This window comes from Providencia sp. PROV122 (genome assembly GCF_028482365.1).
GTDB lineage: Bacteria > Pseudomonadota > Gammaproteobacteria > Enterobacterales > Enterobacteriaceae > Providencia > Providencia stuartii.
In genome coordinates this window covers 76,065-94,251 of record NZ_JAMPQI010000006.1, presented here as the reverse complement: position 1 = coordinate 94,251, position 18,187 = coordinate 76,065, and the positions used below count along the sequence as shown (strand labels likewise).

The following is an 18,187-nucleotide window of genomic DNA, read 5'->3' as shown; positions in this document are numbered from 1 at the left end:
GTCATTGGGTTCAATCGACAAACCACAATATTCCGCTTCAATCGGGAATATTCTGCTCTTTTTGGGTTTGTCCGTTTAATTTTTACATCAAGCTATGCGCTGAACCCCCGTCAAAAAGTCATAAAAACAAAAACTGGCCCTCAATGAGCCAGTTGTTTGACAATTATTTTTCGACTTGGTTTATCTTTATACGGTTATTTTCATCAAGCATTGCTGCTTTTGCGCGAATTTTCGCCTCAAGCTGATCAATAATATTGTCATTATCAAAACGCTCTTTTTGGCGAACGCCATCTTCATAGAAACCACTTTTGGTTTTCGCGCCAGCCACACCTAAAGTAGAAACCTCGGCTTCACCCGGGCCATTCACTACACAACCAATAATAGAGACATCCATCGGCGTGATAATATCTTCGAGGCGCTGCTCCAAAGCATTTACCGTACCAATCACATCAAATTCTTGGCGTGAACAGGTTGGGCAAGCAATAAAGTTGATGCCACGTGAACGGATCCGTAACGATTTTAGAATATCAAAACCGACTTTCACTTCCTCAACAGGATCCGCCGCGAGTGAGATACGTAACGTATCGCCGATACCTTCAGCCAACAACATACCAAGACCAATTGCTGATTTCACTGAACCAGAACGAGCCCCACCCGCTTCTGTAATACCGAGGTGAAGTGGTTGATCAATTTTTTGCGCCAATAAACGATAAGAGCCGACGGCAAGAAAGACATCCGACGCTTTAACACTGACCTTGAACTGATCGAAATTCAGCCTGTCCAAGATATCAACATGTCGCATTGCTGATTCAACCAATGCTTCAGGTGTTGGCTCACCGTATTTTTCTTGGATATCTTTTTCCAGTGACCCGCCATTGACCCCTATACGGATAGGAATGTTGTGATGACGAGCACTATCAACGACTTGGCGAATACGCTCTTCACTGCCGATATTACCTGGGTTAATTCGTAGGCAGTCAACACCATATTCAGCCACTTTCATCGCGATACGGTAGTCAAAGTGAATATCCGCAACCAATGGCACATTCACGCGCTGCTTAATTAATTTAAAGGCTTCTGCTGCATCCATCGTAGGAACAGACACGCGGACGATATCAACACCTACACGCTCAAGTGATTGGATTTGCCGCACAGTGGCTTCAACATCCGTCGTGCGCGTATTCGTCATAGATTGGACAGCAATGGGAGCACCATCGCCAATAGGCACGTTACCTACATAAATTCGGGTGGATTTACGTCTTTTTATCGGTGATTCATTATGCATTTTAATTTTACTCTCTGGACATCCATGTGCTCTTAAACACTGTTGTGTAGTTGATAATCATTGCTTCGATGACCACTATACACAAAAACGCAAACTGCAAACTATCACAATTCTAGTTTTAGGATACAGTTTGCGTCTTCTTAATTTGTGACTTTATGCTTCAGGTATTTTTAATTTAGCAGAACGATTCGCTTTAATAAAACGGCTTAAGTCAACCACATTACCATTGAATTTGATATCAACGTTTGCGGGCGCACCAATATTCAAGCGGTAAGGCAATTTACCTTGTAAATCCAAGGTGTCGCCGCTGTTCTTAATACCACTATACAAGACTTTATTATTCGCATCGCGAACTTCCAGCCAACATGAACCTTTAAAGCTCATGGTGAGCGCATCTTGAACGACAGGGGTAGCTACAGGCTCTTCCGTTGATTGAGTGCGATCAACGCTCACTGTTGTATTAGGTGAATTCGGTAACGGAACGGTTTTTACTGGCAAAGATTCAATTGGCTGATTCTCTGTCGCTTGAGCGGCGTTTAAGTCGACAAGGGTACCTTCACCTGTCTCAGATGTATTTGTTGGCGTCTCTGTTGACCCATTGGAAAGCTCAACTGGATTTCCACTTTCATTTTGCTGAGATATAAGCAAATCATTTTGATTTGCCATCGTAACAAATTCATTTTGTTGTTTTTGATGATCTTGCCACCACCAAATACCAACCATAGCAATTAAAACAATGACAATTAGCCAGGTTAGTTTCATTAACCAACCTTCACGCTTCTTACGCTTTTTACCTAAAGAGTAACTCTGCATTGATGAGACTGTTGATGCCGCAATCGGCTCATCATTTTTAAGTAACGCATTCAATTCACTTTCAGGCACATTAACCATACGCGCATATAAGCGCATATAACCGCGTAAAAACGTAGGTTCAACGCCAGCAGGTTTCACATCCTCATCGATTTCCCTTACCGTACTAACTTTAAGACACAGACGCTCCGCGACTGACTCTTGTGTTAATCCCATACGTTCACGCGCTTGAGACAATAATTTTCCTACAGTGATTGGGGTTTGTTCGGTATTGTTATCGATAGTCATTTGCTGGCAACACTGTTTCCGAGTGAATGAAATATAAAGCTATTTTTCCTTAGCTTTACTCGTAATAATCCTAATGTGATAATTATATTAATATCATCACCTACAAAACATTGTAGGTGATGAGGGCCATTTTGCCTATCCATAAATGACCCAAATGATAATTAGACCAAATATTTAGACTTTATCTATAACTTCAGACTGCTTTCACCTTAATAGGTTCCCCAGCCATACGTTTTTTCAAGGTCCGTTTTGTTCGGTCAATCACTTCTCCCGCCAACTGACCACAGGCGGCATCAATATCATCACCACGTGTTTTACGCACAATCGTTGTAAAGCCATATTCCATTAATACTTTTGAAAAACGATCAATACGACTATTCGAACTACGACCATACGGCGCCCCAGGGAACGGGTTCCAAGGTATCAAATTAATTTTACTTGGCGTATCTTTTAAACATTCCGCTAATTGGTGAGCCTGTTCAATACTGTCATTAATGTGGTCAAGCATGACATACTCTACCGTGACACGACCACCATTCGCATTGGATTTGGATAAATAACGTCTTACACTGCTCAGGAATGTTTCTATATTGTATTTTTTATTGATAGGTACAATATCATCACGGATATCATCAGTCGGTGCATGTAATGAAATCGCCAAAGCGACATCAATCATATCCCCTAATTTATCCAGCGCAGGAACAACACCGGAAGTTGACAGTGTGACTCGGCGTTTAGATAAACCAAAACCAAAGTCATCCATCATGATTTCCATCGCGGGAACCACATTATTCAAGTTCAGTAATGGCTCCCCCATTCCCATCATAACCACGTTGGTAATAGGACGACGACCACTGGATTTTAATGAACCAATAATTTTTGCTGCGCGCCAAACCTGCCCGATAATTTCAGAAACCCGTAAGTTACGGTTAAATCCTTGTTGAGCGGTAGAACAAAATTTACATTCCAACGCGCAACCTACCTGTGAGGAGACGCACAAGGTTGCACGATCATCTTCTGGAATATAAACCGTTTCGACTTGCTGGTCACCTACCGTTATCGCCCATTTAATGGTGCCATCTGCTGAGCGTTGTTCTTCAGCAACTTCAGGAGCACGAATTTCAGCGACTTCCTTTAGTTTTGCTCTTAACGCTTTATTAATATCTGTCATTTGATCGAAATCGTCATAACAGTAGTGATAAATCCATTTCATGACTTGATCGGCACGGAATGGTTTTTCACCCATTTGCGCAAAAAATTCACGCATCTGCTTGCGATTCAAATCCAGCAGGTTAATTTTTTGTGTGTTGTTTTCTGGTGTGACAGAAATAGCGGAGGAAGTTGCACATTGTGCACTGGTTGTCATATCGGACATGTTAAGTTGCCTCGTTGTTACACTTTCGGCGAGTGCTACTTTGGTAGCACAACGTTCATAATAAAATCGCCCTGTTAACAATTATATTAACAGGGCGTCGCATTGTACAAACTTTATAAGAATAATGCTAATGCATTACACTAGTTTACCAATTAGCGTGGGCAGATTTCGTCTTCAGTGAAGAAATACGCGATTTCGCGGTTTGCTGATTCAACAGAATCTGAACCGTGAACCGCATTCTCAGTGAAGCTGTCTGCATAGTCAGCACGTAGAGTACCTGCCAGTGCATTATCTGGATTAGTTGCACCCATTAGGTCACGGTGACGTTGAACTGCGTTCTCGCCTTCTAGTACTTGCAGCATAATTGGACCAGAAGTCATGAATTCAACCAGACCTTCAAAGAAAGGGCGGCCTTTGTGCTCTGCGTAGAAACCTTCTGCTTGCTCACGAGTCAAATGCAACATTTTGGCGGCAACGATTGAAAAACCAGCGCTTTCAAAACGATTATAGATTGCACCAATAGCATTTTTCTTCACTGCGTTTGGTTTAATAATAGAAAATGTACGTTGAACCGTCATAAATAACCTCTTAGCGATATCGTGACTTTTACTTTTGTATTCTTAACTTTCATGTTAATCAAAACACAAAGTAGATGTCAGTTGTAGTTTTTTATATTGTTTATCTTCTGATGACGAGCAGCAGAAATTAAGGCGTTGATTATAGGGGCTACGATTACAATTTCCTACAGTCACATCAACATTTTGTTAAACTTTTTATAGCAAAAAACACTATTTTTTTGACTCAGTCACACTTTTTATTTGTTACTTGACTTTAAAATTAACTGACGTGACTTGCCCACCAAGATCTAATACCGAAATTTGATAGTTTCCTGCCTTATCGAAGGTCAGTAAAACGCTGCCATTGTGCTCAGTCTCTTGGATCTGTTCACCATTTAAAAACCACCATTGCTGCCCTTGCCCACCTTGTGTCATTAGACGCACATCCAAACTCGTTTTTCCTGGTAGCCGTTGCAGAATTTCACCATCACGGATGCCCGAAATAAACAAAGGTGGTGTTTCCGTACGCAATGGAGGACAGGACGAGTCGATTGGCGGTAAACGATTTATCCGTTTTTCACTCTGTGGTAACCAAGACTCTAAGGTAATCGGCCACAAATAAACCTCTTTTTCCACTGCATTAGGGCAATCAGGAGCAACCTGCAACCCTTGTTCATTTACCCATTTTTTCTGACGTAACCCCAATAATGATTCTTGATCTTTCGCCATTAATGTTGGCGGGATCGTATTATCTAAAATCCAACTTAAACGGCGTTGCCGACAATTACTATCCCCTTCTGGTAATACAGTGCCGCTAGGCCAACAGATCATCGCTTGACTGACCGTTGATGGCTTGGTGTCTTTTGGCATCAATTGATTCGATTGATACAAACGCCCTAACAATAAATTATTCACTTGATTCATAATGGGGATCGCGGTCGCATAACCTAATTGCCCGGCAACAGGAGTACCATCGGGCCGCCCCACCCACACTCCTATTGTGTAGCGTGGATTTACCCCGATAGCCCAAGCATCTCGATAACCATAGCTAGTACCTGTTTTCCACGCTAAATTAACTTGCGCGGTCAAACTACTATCAGGAACAGGGCGCGCTTCACCACCCATAATACGCCGAATAATCCATGCCGCACCCGCTGACATTAATTGGCGATCACGTATTGTGTCTGTTGGACGATAGCGCAATGGCGACACTTTCCCTTGGCGAGCAAAAGCACTATAAGCCGCAACTAGCTCATCCATACGAGCGGCAGTGCCACCTAAAATTAACGACAAATTAGGTTCGCTAGCTAAAGGAAAACGTAATTCTGTTCCCACATTACGTAATTTCGCCGTAAAACGCTTACTTCCGTAAACGTCAAGCACTTGTACTACGGGTAAATTCAGTGAACGGACTAATGCGTCACTCACACTCACAGGCCCATTAAAACCGCTATCAAAGTTCCCCGGTCGATAATCATCGAAGCGTCGAGGCACATCTTGCAGTAAAGATTCAGCGTGGATCAAGCCATCATCCATCGCTAAAGCATATAAAAAGGGTTTCAATGTTGACCCCGGTGAGCGCCAAGCCGTGATCATATCGACATGACCAAAACGGCTATTATCTTGAAAATCGATTGACCCAATATAAGCTTTCACACTCATATCAGTATGATCAACTACCAATATTCCTAGCGATGTCTGCTTAGGAAGCTGGTTTTTCCAGTTAATTGCCATCTCTTCCAATTGGCGCTGCAACCCTGCATCAATGGTGGTTTCAATGACCGTTTCTTGTGCATCTTTGACAACTCGGCGCGCCAACAAAGGCGCAGAATTCGGATTTTTGCGTGGCGCTAACCAAATCTGTTCTTGTTTAATATCTTCAATTTTATCTGCTGGCCACACCTGATATTCCGCGAGTCTATCGAGCACTTTATCGCGTGCAGCTTGCGCTCTTTCGGGGTAACGGTCTGGCCTTAGTCGACTAGGTGCTTGTGGCAACACCGCAAACAATGCCGCTTCACCCGAGGTTAATTTATCAGGTGCTTTGTTTAAATAGACCCAACTGGCCGCACCGATACCTTCAATCGTACCTCCATAGGGAGCTCGGTTAAGATACATTTCCAGTATTTCATCTTTTGAATAGTGATATTCAAGTTGTGCAGTACGCCATAACTGTTTCAATTTCCCTGTTATGGTGCGGTCATGGGGATCGACTAACCGAGCAACTTGCATTGAGATCGTACTTCCACCAGAGACAATGCGCCCTGAACTGACGTCTTGCCACAATGCTCTCAGTAATGAAAATGGGTTAACACCGGGATGTTGATAAAAATGACGATCTTCGTAGGTCAATAATGCTTCGATAAACTCAGGGGAAACTTGATCCAGTTTTACGGGGTAACGCCATATTCCTTCTTTATCCGCAAAACGCCAAAGTGGTGTACCATCCTGGGCAACGACCGTGCGCGCCATCTCAACTTGTTTTATCGGCAATGGCCAAATCTTATCTGCCAGCAAAAATAAAAGAGGCAAAAAAATCACCAAGCAGAGCAAAACCAACCCAGCGCGTCGTAATCTTTTTTTCATAGATGGATATACCGCAAACAAATAGCCCTTATACCGAAATCATCACGCATCCAGTATAAGGGCTGATTAAAGATTAACGAACGACTTCTAATTGGCCGTTAGCTTTACCTACCGCACGCCATTCAGGAACATACATCGATTCCACTTGTGGAGCCGGGATAGAATATACCCCCGGTGTCACGGCACGCGCCAAATAGACTAATGTTGTCGGTCTATATTGCTCAACCTCAACGGCTGCCACAAAGCGATCATCCCGATATTCCATATGGTTGACTTGTGATTGTTGCATATCATCAATCACTTCCTGCAAGTTTGGCGCAGTTTCACTCAGATTAGCACTACTATTTGCTAAGTTCTGGTTTTCAAGCTCTAAGCCAGCAGGCAATAAATCAACCACTAAAGCATCAGGTACTCTTTGTGAAGCATTAACTTCTAATTTCACCACGACCATTTCACCTGTTCTTAAACGATCGAGTGAAATTGGACGACCTTGCAGATCTAAATAGGTTCGTTTCACATTCAACACATTCGAACTTGGTGTTGGCGTATACAATGGATAACCCACTACGTTCAATTGGCCATACAACGTGTTCGTTCCTGTATTTTCGATACTATAACCTGTTTTTAGCTGCTCTTTAGTTAAAAACTCATTGATAGGCTTATCTGAGGTCATCGGTGGTTGTTGACCATTAATGACCGCTTTCCATGGGGTTTCTGTATTATTCACATAATAACGTCCCGCCAAGTACAGCGCATTGCTCTCTTGAGTTGAGAAGTACTGTTGAGATACCAAGTTGTTTGAAAGCATTTGCAGTTTTTGATCACGTGCTTTTGTCATCAATTGGTATTCATTCAGTAACGCAACGATCATCGCATCATCACGAATGATTGAGCCATAATCCCCACTGTAGCTGTAACGAGCTCGCTGCTTTTTCAACCCATCAGCAATTACATTATCACCCCGTGTTTTATCGCCCATCAAATTTAAAGCGATACCCAACTGTACTAGTGGCAACCCACTATTGGCTTCCTGACTTCTTGAGTAGAGTTGTCGTAATGCTCCGAGAGGCGCCTTTTGCTGTGTTGCAAGTACTAAGCCCGCATAGGCTTGGGCTGCAAAACGTGCGGCTGATTGATCATCTACATAGGGGTAATTAATTTGATTACCATCTTGTAAATAGCTCAATAAACGACTATTAGCATTGGTTAATGCCTCTTTCGGCACCGTATAACCACGCTGATTTGCTCGGTTAAGGAAATCCGCAGCATATGCCGTTAGCCAGTACTCTTCTCTACCGTTACGATCCCATAACGAGAAACCACCATCAGGACGTTGCATGCTTAATAAATGAGGGATCCCCAATTCAATGGCTTTGCGACGGTCATCATCTGTCTGCGATTTTATACCTAACTTATTCAGCTCTGCTTGTGAAGAGTATAACGATGGATACAAGCCACTGATTGTCTGCTCAAGACAGCCATATGGATAAGCAAATAGCTCACGAATATAGCGGGCAATCTGCAATGGTGGACGGCTAGTTAGTAAAACTTGACCTTCGAGCGTATTAGGGGAGAGACCTTGTAAATTCTCGGTTGGTAATGACCATTGCTCACCCGGCTCAATAGCAACAGCATAAGAGACCGTTTCCGCAGGCTGTGCAGGGCGAACCCCAACTTTCCAACTATTGCTATACGCTTTCAATGATTCATCTGGCAAATCAATACCATTGATTGTCATTGAAACCTCACCCTGACCATAACCATAATCCGCGCGAACTGGCAACGTTACCGTTGTACGTTTACCTTTCACTAAGGCTAGCTCTTTCGTGGCGGTTCCTTCTAATTTCACCATTCCAGAGGCTTTAAAAGTCACTGTCACATTTTGTGTATTGTCCGTCGTGTTAGTGAGATCTAATGAGAAGTAAGATTTATCACCACCAGCCATAAAACGTGGCATCGACATTTGAGTGATAAGCGGCGCCGCTACCACGACTTTACTATCAGCATGACCAAAATCCTTCTCATTCCATGCTTGAGCCATTACGCGCAACTCACCATTAAAATCAGGGATCGGTAAGCTAATTTCACCTTCACCATTTTTATCTAATGTGACAGGTGCCGCCTGTTCCGCAATGATTTGCACTTCTGTAAGTGGCTTCATTCCACCACGATCTAATGAAGTATCTTCACCATCACCACCAAAACGTAAATTTGCTAACTTACCTTGGCCTTCAATGAGGTGACCGTACACATCGTACTGATCGACACTGTAACGTTTACGACCAAAGAAGGCGTCATACGGATCGGGCGTTTTAAAATCAGTAATGTTCAACACGCCAGTATCCACAGCAGATAGCAATACATTGACTTTTTCAGGTAATGGCTTGCCATCTTGTGCCGTCGCTTTCACTTTAACGATAAGGTCTTGGTTTGGACGCATTTGGGTTGGTGCTGAGAGCGCTAATCCAATCTTGCGATTTTCATCCGCTAACGGAAGATGAAGTACCCCAATCGCTCGCTTAACCGTTGCCTCTTTCGAGTCATCTCCTGGACGAACAACGACCGCAGTAATGTATAGGTCATGGCGAGCCCACTCTTTATTCACTGGTACCTCAATTTCCATTCCTTTTTCAGGAACATCAATTTCTTGCCACCACAGTGGACCATTACTTGATTCAAGTAAAATATAACCTTTACCCGCTTTTGGTGATTCCACACGAACTTTTGCTTTTTCACCCGGTAAATAAGCCGGTTTATTTAAACTCAGCTTAACTTGATCAGGGCGCACAGCCCCATTACCGCCCGTATTGTCTTGCCATGAATAACCGGCCCAAAACGGTAGACTGGTGACTAATTGGTTATTTTCATTGATAACCTCAAGACGGAAGGCACCCCAATCAACAGGAAATGAGACTTTTGTTGTCTGACCTTGACTAATCTTGATGTTTTCATTGGCCATCACTAAATCTTTTTGATCATAGTTTGATGTCCAACCACCACTTTCAGACCAATTCCAATAATAATCACGACGCTCATAAATTAGGCGTGCAGTTAAATTGTTGGCCTCTAATTTATTTCCGGCAGCATCAGCAAAGACAAGCTCAAACTCCGCTAAAGAATTTTCATCAACATTATAGCGTTGGGCATAGCGGTCAGTTCGATAATCATAAATTTCCTTTTTATTGAATAATGGGCGAATACCCACCATCTCCCTTGCTGGCCATACGGCTTGCTCAGCACGACGGGTCACCGGACGCCCGCCAGCCTCCAATAGACTAACTTGCGCAATAACTTTTATTGGGGAGCGTAAAGATTCCCAATTACTTTGTGGCACACTAATGGCGGTTTCACCCGTATCATCTAGCGTTAAATCGAATTCATCAAGCTTACGTTGCAACCCTTCTTCGCTCGCAAAACCAAATTCAAATCCAGGTAATTTAGCTACGGCTTCACGATCAGGACGAATAAATATTTGCCCTTGAAGTTCATTACCCGCGGCGGGTGCACCATATAAATAGCGGCCTTGAATATCAAACTCAACAGGCTGATTATTCAAAATAGGTTTATCTTTTGTAGTGACATCTAATGCCATGCGTTCAGGCATAAAGTCTTCAACATTGAATTTATAGTAACGTAGTGGTGACCCGTCACCTAAATCAAAGCGTAATGACCAGCCCCCCGTTTCCGCTGATTGAGGAATTTCATACTGGTATTGATACAAACCATCATGGTCTTTCTCAGGTTGCCACACAAAACTTCTAACAACCTGTCCATCCGTTTTTAAAACATCCACTTTAACAGGTTGCGCTTTAAGTGGATTTCCATCACCGTCGCGTAATAACCCATTAACCAATAACAGTTCACCTGGGCGATATAAGTCACGTGGCCCAAACACAAAAAATTGTTTTGCGTATCCAGTAGGGCCTGAAATATCAAATTCAGAGAGGTCTAAAGCAGGTTGAGTAAGGTCAATCATGCTCGTTTGCCCATCAAGGGTCGCTAGCAATAATTTTCCACCCGCTAATTTATCTAATTTGGCATGCCCCTCGCTATCAGTAGTCGCTTGGTTAACCAATTGACCTTTTTCATCAAGGATACGCAGCTCAACGCCTTTAAGGGCTGAACCTTTTGCGAGTGATTGCGTAAAAACATCAACCTGATCTTGATAGCTATGCAGTGAGACCCCTATGTCACTCAGGGTGAATACTGTTGCAGGGAACTGATAACTGTAGCTACCCGCTTTTTGCATGATAGCTAGGTAGACGCCGTCTTGCTGTAGCTCTTTAATGTCTTTTAAAGGTAGTAAAACGGTTTGGCGAGTGTTTTTATCAGGATTGAGGTCAAAGCGCCCTGTATAAGCAAGTTCGGTTTTATTGAGAAACTCTTCTGAATACCAATATTCATAGTTACTACGGTATTGCCACATTGACAGAAATTGTGGTAATTGCTTTTCGTCAATACGGAAAAAATTCACATCGACTTTATCTACATTCAGCGCAATAACGGGCAATCCTTGTGCTACTTTGCTCGGTAATAAGGAGCCTTTGCTTGCAAAACCAACAGTTGGGATAATCTGTGCTGTTTGCAGTTTTTTCTCAAATGGTTGCTCTATCGTACGCCCATTTATCGCCTTAATCCCTGTATTTACTGTGAGATTTAACTCTCTTGATGGCGGTAAGTGACGAAAACGTAACTCCATTTTATTATCGGATAGTTCCCAAGCACCATCCAATTTTCCTGATTTCACATCAACTAAATTTAAATATTGACTAAAATCTTGCTCCTCATATAGCGGCACAGAGAAGGTGACAACCATTGCGCTTGCCCCATCTAGTTGCAACTCAGAGGCATCAAGAATAGTTAACTCTTTACCCGCATAGCGCTTCATCATTTCAGCTGCTGATAATTTCGGCGTAGCTCCCTTTGCCGCCGCTAACGGTGCCGTTTGAATCACTTTTTCTGTCGTTGCACTTTTTTCGGCTACGACGCTGTTTTCTTTACTATTTGTGTTGTCTGAATTATCACAACCTGTTAGTGCAATAACTGAGGCTAATGCTGCTACAATATAACGTTTTTTTGTTTTTAGACCCGCCAATGAAGCCCAACGAATATGTTGATTCATGACCGATTCTTCCTTTTATAGTTAATATATGATGCTTTTACTTCCATCTATAAGTTGGAAGCTACAGAAATCTTGGCTGGATGTTAAAATAAGCAAAGACTGAGATAGTGCGTAAATCGGTTACACAATTTAACAGATTGTGCGATTAGTACCTATAAGACAAAGCGGAAAAAACCCTAACTATTTTAGGCATCAGTACATATAAAACAGATATTAACGCACATAAGATAATCCATTAATGTATCAGTAGGCGGTGTTGTGATGATTTTGTAAGATACAAAGAAAAAATAGAGCCCTTCACATCAACAAAGCAGGGCACCTGTCACATCACTGGAGGGAAATAAGTTCTTCTTGGCTTAGCCCTGTACTTTCCATAATTAACTCAAGACTAATTCCATTTTTTAAAAGTGTTCTAGCGGTGGCAAGATTTGCCTCATGTTTGCCTTTTTCAATACCTTTTTCAATGCCTTTTTCAATGCCCTCTTCCAGACCTTGTTGATGCCCTTTTTCCCAGCCTGCTTTTACACCTTTATCTTGCAAACGTTGTGCAATATTCATAATAACCTCTTGATGCTTTTCAGTTTTTTCACTCAACTGTTGGACTATTTTCTCAACATTTTCTGCATCCATCGTAAAAAATAGATAGTTGAGAATAGTGATGACATCGCTATCAGTATTATAGTGATTATTGAGCGCTTGAGCCAATAGGGAGATCACATGCTCACTTTCCTCCCGCAAATGCTTATGTTTCATAGCCAATTCCATAATTGCAACCTTACGATAATTAACAATTTCATTATCATCAATAACCGTGACATCGACTAAAGGAAAAGAACGTGTGTACAAGTTATTAGCCACATCCGCGAGAGGAAAACAGTCAGTCCATAATTGTGAATATGGATAAGGTGAACTCTCCCCGTGATAAAACAAAACAGGTACGACTAGCGGCAAGTTCTTATGCCCTTGTTGCAAATGCTGATTCATCGCTAAAAATGCATAATGCATTAATCGCCATGCCATCAATTTGTCTGGTGAAGATTGATGTTCGACGAGTAAGTAAATATACCCTTCTCCTTCTGTCGTTTGAACTGAATACAACACATCTGATAATCGTGAACGCAATTGTTTGTCTATGAAAGAAGAATTAGTGAGAGTTAATGTTTCAAAATCACATAATGCATGAATATGCTCTGGTAAATGAAAATGAAAAAAATCTTTAGCATTTTCTATTTGCGCCATGAAACCTTTAAATGCCGCATCGTGAGCTGAGTGTCGTTGTACTTTCTTCATTAGCGAACCTTATCTAAGCAGACCTATAAAAATCATTGTGATATTTATTTGCAGGCGATTTTGGTGATTGCCTTAGAAGGGAGCATCGTATTTTAAATGACCACTATAACTCGTCATATATTAAGTCGTTACTGACTACACTCACACTAGCCATATCGTTATCGACACAGCAATATTTATGACTTTAAACTATTTAACCATCAATATGGACGATGTACCCTACTATTTGTCATTACATGACAAACCTATCATCTCAATACTGAAAAGGTCATTAGTCGCTCAATTAACTCACGACAAAAGTTTCTCTGAAAAATAGTATGATTCTGAAACGCTATATGTAATGACGCTCGCTGCTTAGGTTATTTAAGCTATTGGTTTAATGAGGGATAACTACCCCACAGTGGGCCACTAACCCACTGCAGAAGCTTATTTGGTGTTTTTAATTGGGATTGAATCACGTAACCAACTGCCTAACTTACGTTGATAGAAAGGTTGAATATGTTCGGTAATAAAATGGCTAATACCCTTTTCTGCTTCATTAACTAAACAAAAATCAATGGACTCATTATCGTCTAAATATTCACACGCTAATGTTCCCGCTTGATGAATAATCTCATCGATATTCTCAGTTCCTGGCACAAACTCTAATGCCACCATTAAAATAGCTTCATCACCCTCTTGGTTTTCTTCTTGGGCAGATACTAAAAAGGCACGGCGTACCACCTTATGCTGTTTAAAACATTCAGTTAAGACCCCTACTAATGCTTCAGGCTCTTCTTCAAGTGCGCTTAATTTTAACGATGCCCCTTGAGGAATAACCAACTCAGTAAATTCGATATTGTTATCGTTGCTAAAAGGTTTATTCGATTCGGATTGCTGCGACATGCTTATGCCTCATAGAAAAATAATTAACCCTATAATAAAAAAACGGGCACGAAAAGTCGCCCCCTTCGTCCCCGCTAATGTTTATTAAGATAAAACTTTTTAGCCTGCTTTTTTCATCAGTAAGTTTGCTATCGTTCTTACACCAATTCCCGTTGCACCTTCAGCCCACAGGCTCACTGGTGATTTACGGTACGTTGCTGAACAATCAATATGCACCCAGTTTTGACGATAATTCTCAACAAAATGGGATAGGAATGCGGCTGCGGTACTTGCACCTGCTGTATGGGATGGTGCAGCAATGTTATTTAGGTCAGCAAACCCCGACGGCAATTGCTGGCGGTGGAATTCAGCCAGTGGTAAGCGCCAAAACAGTTCAAACTCTTCATTTGAAGCATCCATAAGCTCAGCAACCAGTTTATCATCAAAGCTAAGCACTGAATGATAGTCGTTGCCAACTGCGGTTTTTGCAGCCCCCGTTAAAGTTGCCGCATCAATAATCAGCGATGGCTGCTCTTTACTTGCATCAATCAAGCCATCAGCCAAAACTAAACGACCTTCTGCATCTGTGTTCATCACTTCAACAGACTTACCATTGCGGTAACGGATGATATCACCTAATTTAAAGGCATTGCTGCTAACCATATTGTCAGCCAAGCAAAGGAACAATTTAACGCGTTTTTTCAGACCACGATTAATAGCGAGTGCCAGAGAACCAACCAGCGTTGCTGCCCCACCCATATCTGCTTTCATTGAGTTCATGGATGATGAAGGTTTGATACTATAGCCACCTGAATCAAATGTGATCCCTTTCCCAACTAAGCAGGCAAAAACAGCCGCGTGGGGGTTGCCTGTAGGGTTGTAATCTAACGCTAATAAAGCAGGCGCACGGCTTGAACCACGACCTACCGTATGAATACCTGCATACCCTTGCTCAAGTAGATCATCACCTTTAATGATACGGTAACTGATATCTTCAGCATTAATATGACACAACAAATCAATCGCACGTTGCGCCAGTTGCTCTGGCCCTAACTCATCCGCTGGCGCATTGATCACATCGCGTACCCAATCAATTGTACGGATACGGTTTTCTAATTCTTGGCGATCCGCTTCTGGCAAAACTGGCCACTCTATTGTTCTTGCCCCTTTTGGTGCACGAAAACCTTGCCAAAATGCCCAACTTTTTTCTAGATCCCAACCTTCACCCGTTAAAGAAACATTACGAATACCTTGGCTATCCAATTTACGCCCTGCACTTTGTACCGCGCACAACTTACCCGGATGCTTTAAATGAATAGTTATTCCTTTATCGCCAGAACTCACTAACGCCCCTTCACCCCAACAAGGTGCCGCGGCTTCAAATGAAATCATTACTGGCATAATTTGTTTTGTCATCGTTTCTCCCACTTTATCTGTATCTGTTTTTTACAGGCAGCTCTTGTCTAAATCAGTCGCTGATAGAAGTAACTTAACCGATTAACGGCCAAATAGGTATCAAGATAGTGCTCATAAATAAAAACCGGACGAGTTGCCCGGTTTATCTATCAAATTTGAAAATTATTCGAACTCATCCAACCAAACCAATAAAATGGCTTCTAAGATTTTCTCGTTGGATTTTTGTGGATCATCGTCGAACTCTTCTAATTCACAAATCCATCGGTGCATATCCGTAAAGCGCACAGTTTTTGGATCCAAATCAGGATACGCATCGTACAGTGCTTCACCGATTTCTCGGCTATTCGACCATTTAAGGCTCATATTTGCTTCCCCACACAGCGGATTATATCAGTATTAATGCTCACGAGCGTGATTAATTGTATATTTTGGGATCTCAACAACCAAATCTTCGTCAGCGACCAAAGCTTGGCAGCTTAAGCGACTTTCTGGTTCTAATCCCCATGCCTTATCGAGCATGTCATCTTCTAATTCGCTGCTCTCTTCGAGAGAATCAAAGCCTTCGCGAACAATACAGTGACAAGTTGTACAAGCACATGATTTTTCACATGCATGTTCAAGTTCAATGCCAACTCGCAATGCTGCATTTAAAATTGACTCGCCCTGTTGTGCATCAACAACTGCACCTTCCGGACATAATTCTGTATGAGGTAGAAAAACTATTTTAGGCATAATTATATCTCATCCACAGATTGGCCTGATAGCGCTTGGCGAATAGAAGCATCCATTCGACGCGCCGCAAACCCCTGTGATTGCTTATCCAGTTGTTTAATGGCATTTTCAATAGCAGTAGGGTCTGTGCCTTCTACTGCTTCAATTAATATATTGACGGCATTATCAATCGCTGACTCTTCGTCGGGAGTCAATAGATTAGCATCTTGCTCTAATGCACTAGTCAAACTCTCAAGCACTCTTGCTGCTTCAACTTTTTGTTCCGCTAAACGGCGTGCATTTAAATCATCTTGCGCATTAGTCATTGAATCTTTAATCATGCTTGAAATTTCAGTATCAGTTAACCCATATGAGGGCTTCACCTGAATAGAAGCGGCTACTCCCGTCGATTTTTCCATTGCACTGACGCTTAACAAGCCATCCGCATCCACTTGGAAAGTGACACGAATATGAGCACCACCAGCAGCCATTGGCGGAATATCGCGTAATGAAAAACGTGCTAATGAACGGCAATCTGAAACCATTTCACGCTCACCTTGTACCACATGCACAGACATCGCTGTTTGTCCGTCTTTAAACGTCGTAAACTCTTGGGCACGTGCTACAGGTATCGTGGTATTACGAGGGATAATTTTTTCGACTAATCCCCCCATCGTTTCAAGACCTAACGACAATGGGATAACATCTAACAGCAACATGTCACTATCAGGCTTGTTGCCCACTAAAATATCAGCTTGGATGGCAGCACCAATGGCTACTACTTTGTCAGGATCAATCGAAGTTAATGGTTGTTTACCAAAAAATTCACCAACCTTATTTCTGACTAAAGGCACGCGGGTAGAGCCACCAACCATCACCACATTTAACACGTCATCAGCATCTACTTGTGCATCTTTCAATGCACGACGGCAGGCCATTAATGTGCGTTTCACATGGTTTTGTATTAACTGTTCAAACACCTCACGCTGAATTTCTCCTTGCCATTGTGGCAATGAAATTTGTGCGGTTTCAGCCTCACTAAGTGCGATTTTCGCTTCGGTTGCAGCATTCAGTAATTGACGATTTAAATGGTGGTCACCTTGTGTCTGAATACCTGCTTGCTCGGCAATCCATTTGGCTAATGCTTGGTCAAAATCATCGCCGCCCAGTGCGGTATCGCCCCCTGTAGCAAGGACTTCAAACACGCCACGACTTAGGCGCAAAATAGAAACATCAAATGTTCCGCCTCCTAAATCATAAACAGCGATGACCCCTTCTTGGCCTGAATCAAGACCATAGGCAATAGCCGCCGCTGTCGGTTCATTTAATAAACGGAGAACATGTAAACCGGCAAGGCGGGCTGCATCTTTTGTTCCTTGGCGTTGTGCGTCATCGAAATAAGCGGGTACGGTGATCACGACACCATCCATTTCTCCGCCTAATGTTTCTTCCGCTCTCTTTGCTAGCGTTTTTAAAATATCTGAAGAAACTTGGATCGGATCAACTTGCCCTGCTGCCGTTTGAATAAAAGGAAGCCCATTTTCACTAGCAGTGAAACGATAAGGTAGGTCGGGATAACGTTGTTGGATGTCAGCCAATGAACGCCCCATCATTCTTTTTACCGAAATAATGGTATTAACAGGGTCACGCTCTGCTAGCTGTTTTGCCGCCCAGCCCACTTGTTTATTATCGGATTGATAATTGACGACCGATGGTAGTAAATAACGCCCATCATGATCAGGTAAAGCCGTTGCTTCACCGCTACGTACCGTGGCGACCAAAGAGTGAGTCGTACCAAGATCAATCCCCGCCGCCAATTTACGTTGATGTGGTGCGGCTGTCATGCCTGGTTCGCTGATTTGAAGTAAAGCCATAATCGTTTC

Annotated in this window: 12 protein-coding genes; all 12 read right to left on the bottom strand. The window is 42.4% G+C overall.

The genetic code is table 11. The annotated features are described in order from the left end of the window. Window positions 1-163: 163 nt before the first annotated feature. The 12 genes from ispG to hscA all read right to left on the bottom strand — a co-directional run bounded on the left by ispG (window position 164) and on the right by hscA (window position 18,178). Window positions 164-1,285 (bottom strand): flavodoxin-dependent (E)-4-hydroxy-3-methylbut-2-enyl-diphosphate synthase, encoded by a 1,122-nt coding sequence (gene ispG, locus PSE69_RS05335; protein WP_004921354.1) that lies wholly within the window; start codon window positions 1,283-1,285, stop codon window positions 164-166. Between the two features lie 153 nt (window positions 1,286-1,438). Next, window positions 1,439-2,383 carry a cytoskeleton protein RodZ gene (rodZ, locus tag PSE69_RS05330; RefSeq protein WP_004921357.1) on the bottom strand — a complete coding sequence of 315 codons (945 nt, stop codon included), beginning with the start codon at window positions 2,381-2,383 and terminating at the stop codon, window positions 1,439-1,441. A 193-nt stretch (window positions 2,384-2,576) separates the two neighbouring features. Next, entirely contained in the window at window positions 2,577-3,758 is a 1,182-nt protein-coding gene (locus PSE69_RS05325) for a bifunctional tRNA (adenosine(37)-C2)-methyltransferase TrmG/ribosomal RNA large subunit methyltransferase RlmN (protein ID WP_004921358.1), read from the bottom strand. Window positions 3,759-3,910: 152 nt separating this feature from the next. Continuing rightward, window positions 3,911-4,336, bottom strand: coding sequence for a nucleoside-diphosphate kinase (gene ndk, locus PSE69_RS05320; RefSeq protein WP_004921360.1), 426 nt, complete (start codon window positions 4,334-4,336; stop codon window positions 3,911-3,913). Window positions 4,337-4,579: 243 nt separating this feature from the next. Continuing rightward, a complete protein-coding gene (gene pbpC, locus PSE69_RS05315; protein WP_272675143.1) occupies window positions 4,580-6,901 on the bottom strand; it encodes a peptidoglycan glycosyltransferase PbpC in 2,322 nt (773 codons plus the stop codon). Window positions 6,902-6,974: 73 nt separating this feature from the next. Then, window positions 6,975-12,023, bottom strand: coding sequence for an alpha-2-macroglobulin family protein (locus PSE69_RS05310; RefSeq protein ID WP_014656318.1), 5,049 nt, complete (start codon window positions 12,021-12,023; stop codon window positions 6,975-6,977). A 327-nt stretch (window positions 12,024-12,350) separates the two neighbouring features. Next, complete coding sequence (locus tag PSE69_RS05305; protein ID WP_014656319.1) at window positions 12,351-13,313, bottom strand: Rpn family recombination-promoting nuclease/putative transposase; 963 nt, start codon at window positions 13,311-13,313, stop codon at window positions 12,351-12,353. Between the two features lie 426 nt (window positions 13,314-13,739). Next, window positions 13,740-14,198: an enhanced serine sensitivity protein SseB C-terminal domain-containing protein gene (locus tag PSE69_RS05300; protein ID WP_004921371.1), complete on the bottom strand. Its 459-nt coding sequence runs from the start codon at window positions 14,196-14,198 to the stop codon at window positions 13,740-13,742. A gap of 99 nt (window positions 14,199-14,297) precedes the next feature. Beyond that, entirely contained in the window at window positions 14,298-15,593 is a 1,296-nt protein-coding gene (gene pepB / locus PSE69_RS05295; RefSeq protein ID WP_004921373.1) for an aminopeptidase PepB, read from the bottom strand. A 162-nt stretch (window positions 15,594-15,755) separates the two neighbouring features. Continuing rightward, window positions 15,756-15,956 carry a Fe-S cluster assembly protein IscX gene (iscX, locus tag PSE69_RS05290; protein WP_053110534.1) on the bottom strand — a complete coding sequence of 67 codons (201 nt, stop codon included), beginning with the start codon at window positions 15,954-15,956 and terminating at the stop codon, window positions 15,756-15,758. Between the two features lie 33 nt (window positions 15,957-15,989). Further along, window positions 15,990-16,325, bottom strand: a complete 336-nt coding sequence (gene fdx / locus PSE69_RS05285) for an ISC system 2Fe-2S type ferredoxin (protein WP_004921377.1) — start codon at window positions 16,323-16,325, stop codon at window positions 15,990-15,992. A 2-nt stretch (window positions 16,326-16,327) separates the two neighbouring features. Further along, window positions 16,328-18,178, bottom strand: a complete 1,851-nt coding sequence (hscA, locus tag PSE69_RS05280; RefSeq protein WP_014656322.1) for a Fe-S protein assembly chaperone HscA — start codon at window positions 18,176-18,178, stop codon at window positions 16,328-16,330. Between the last annotated feature and the right edge of the window lie 9 nt (window positions 18,179-18,187).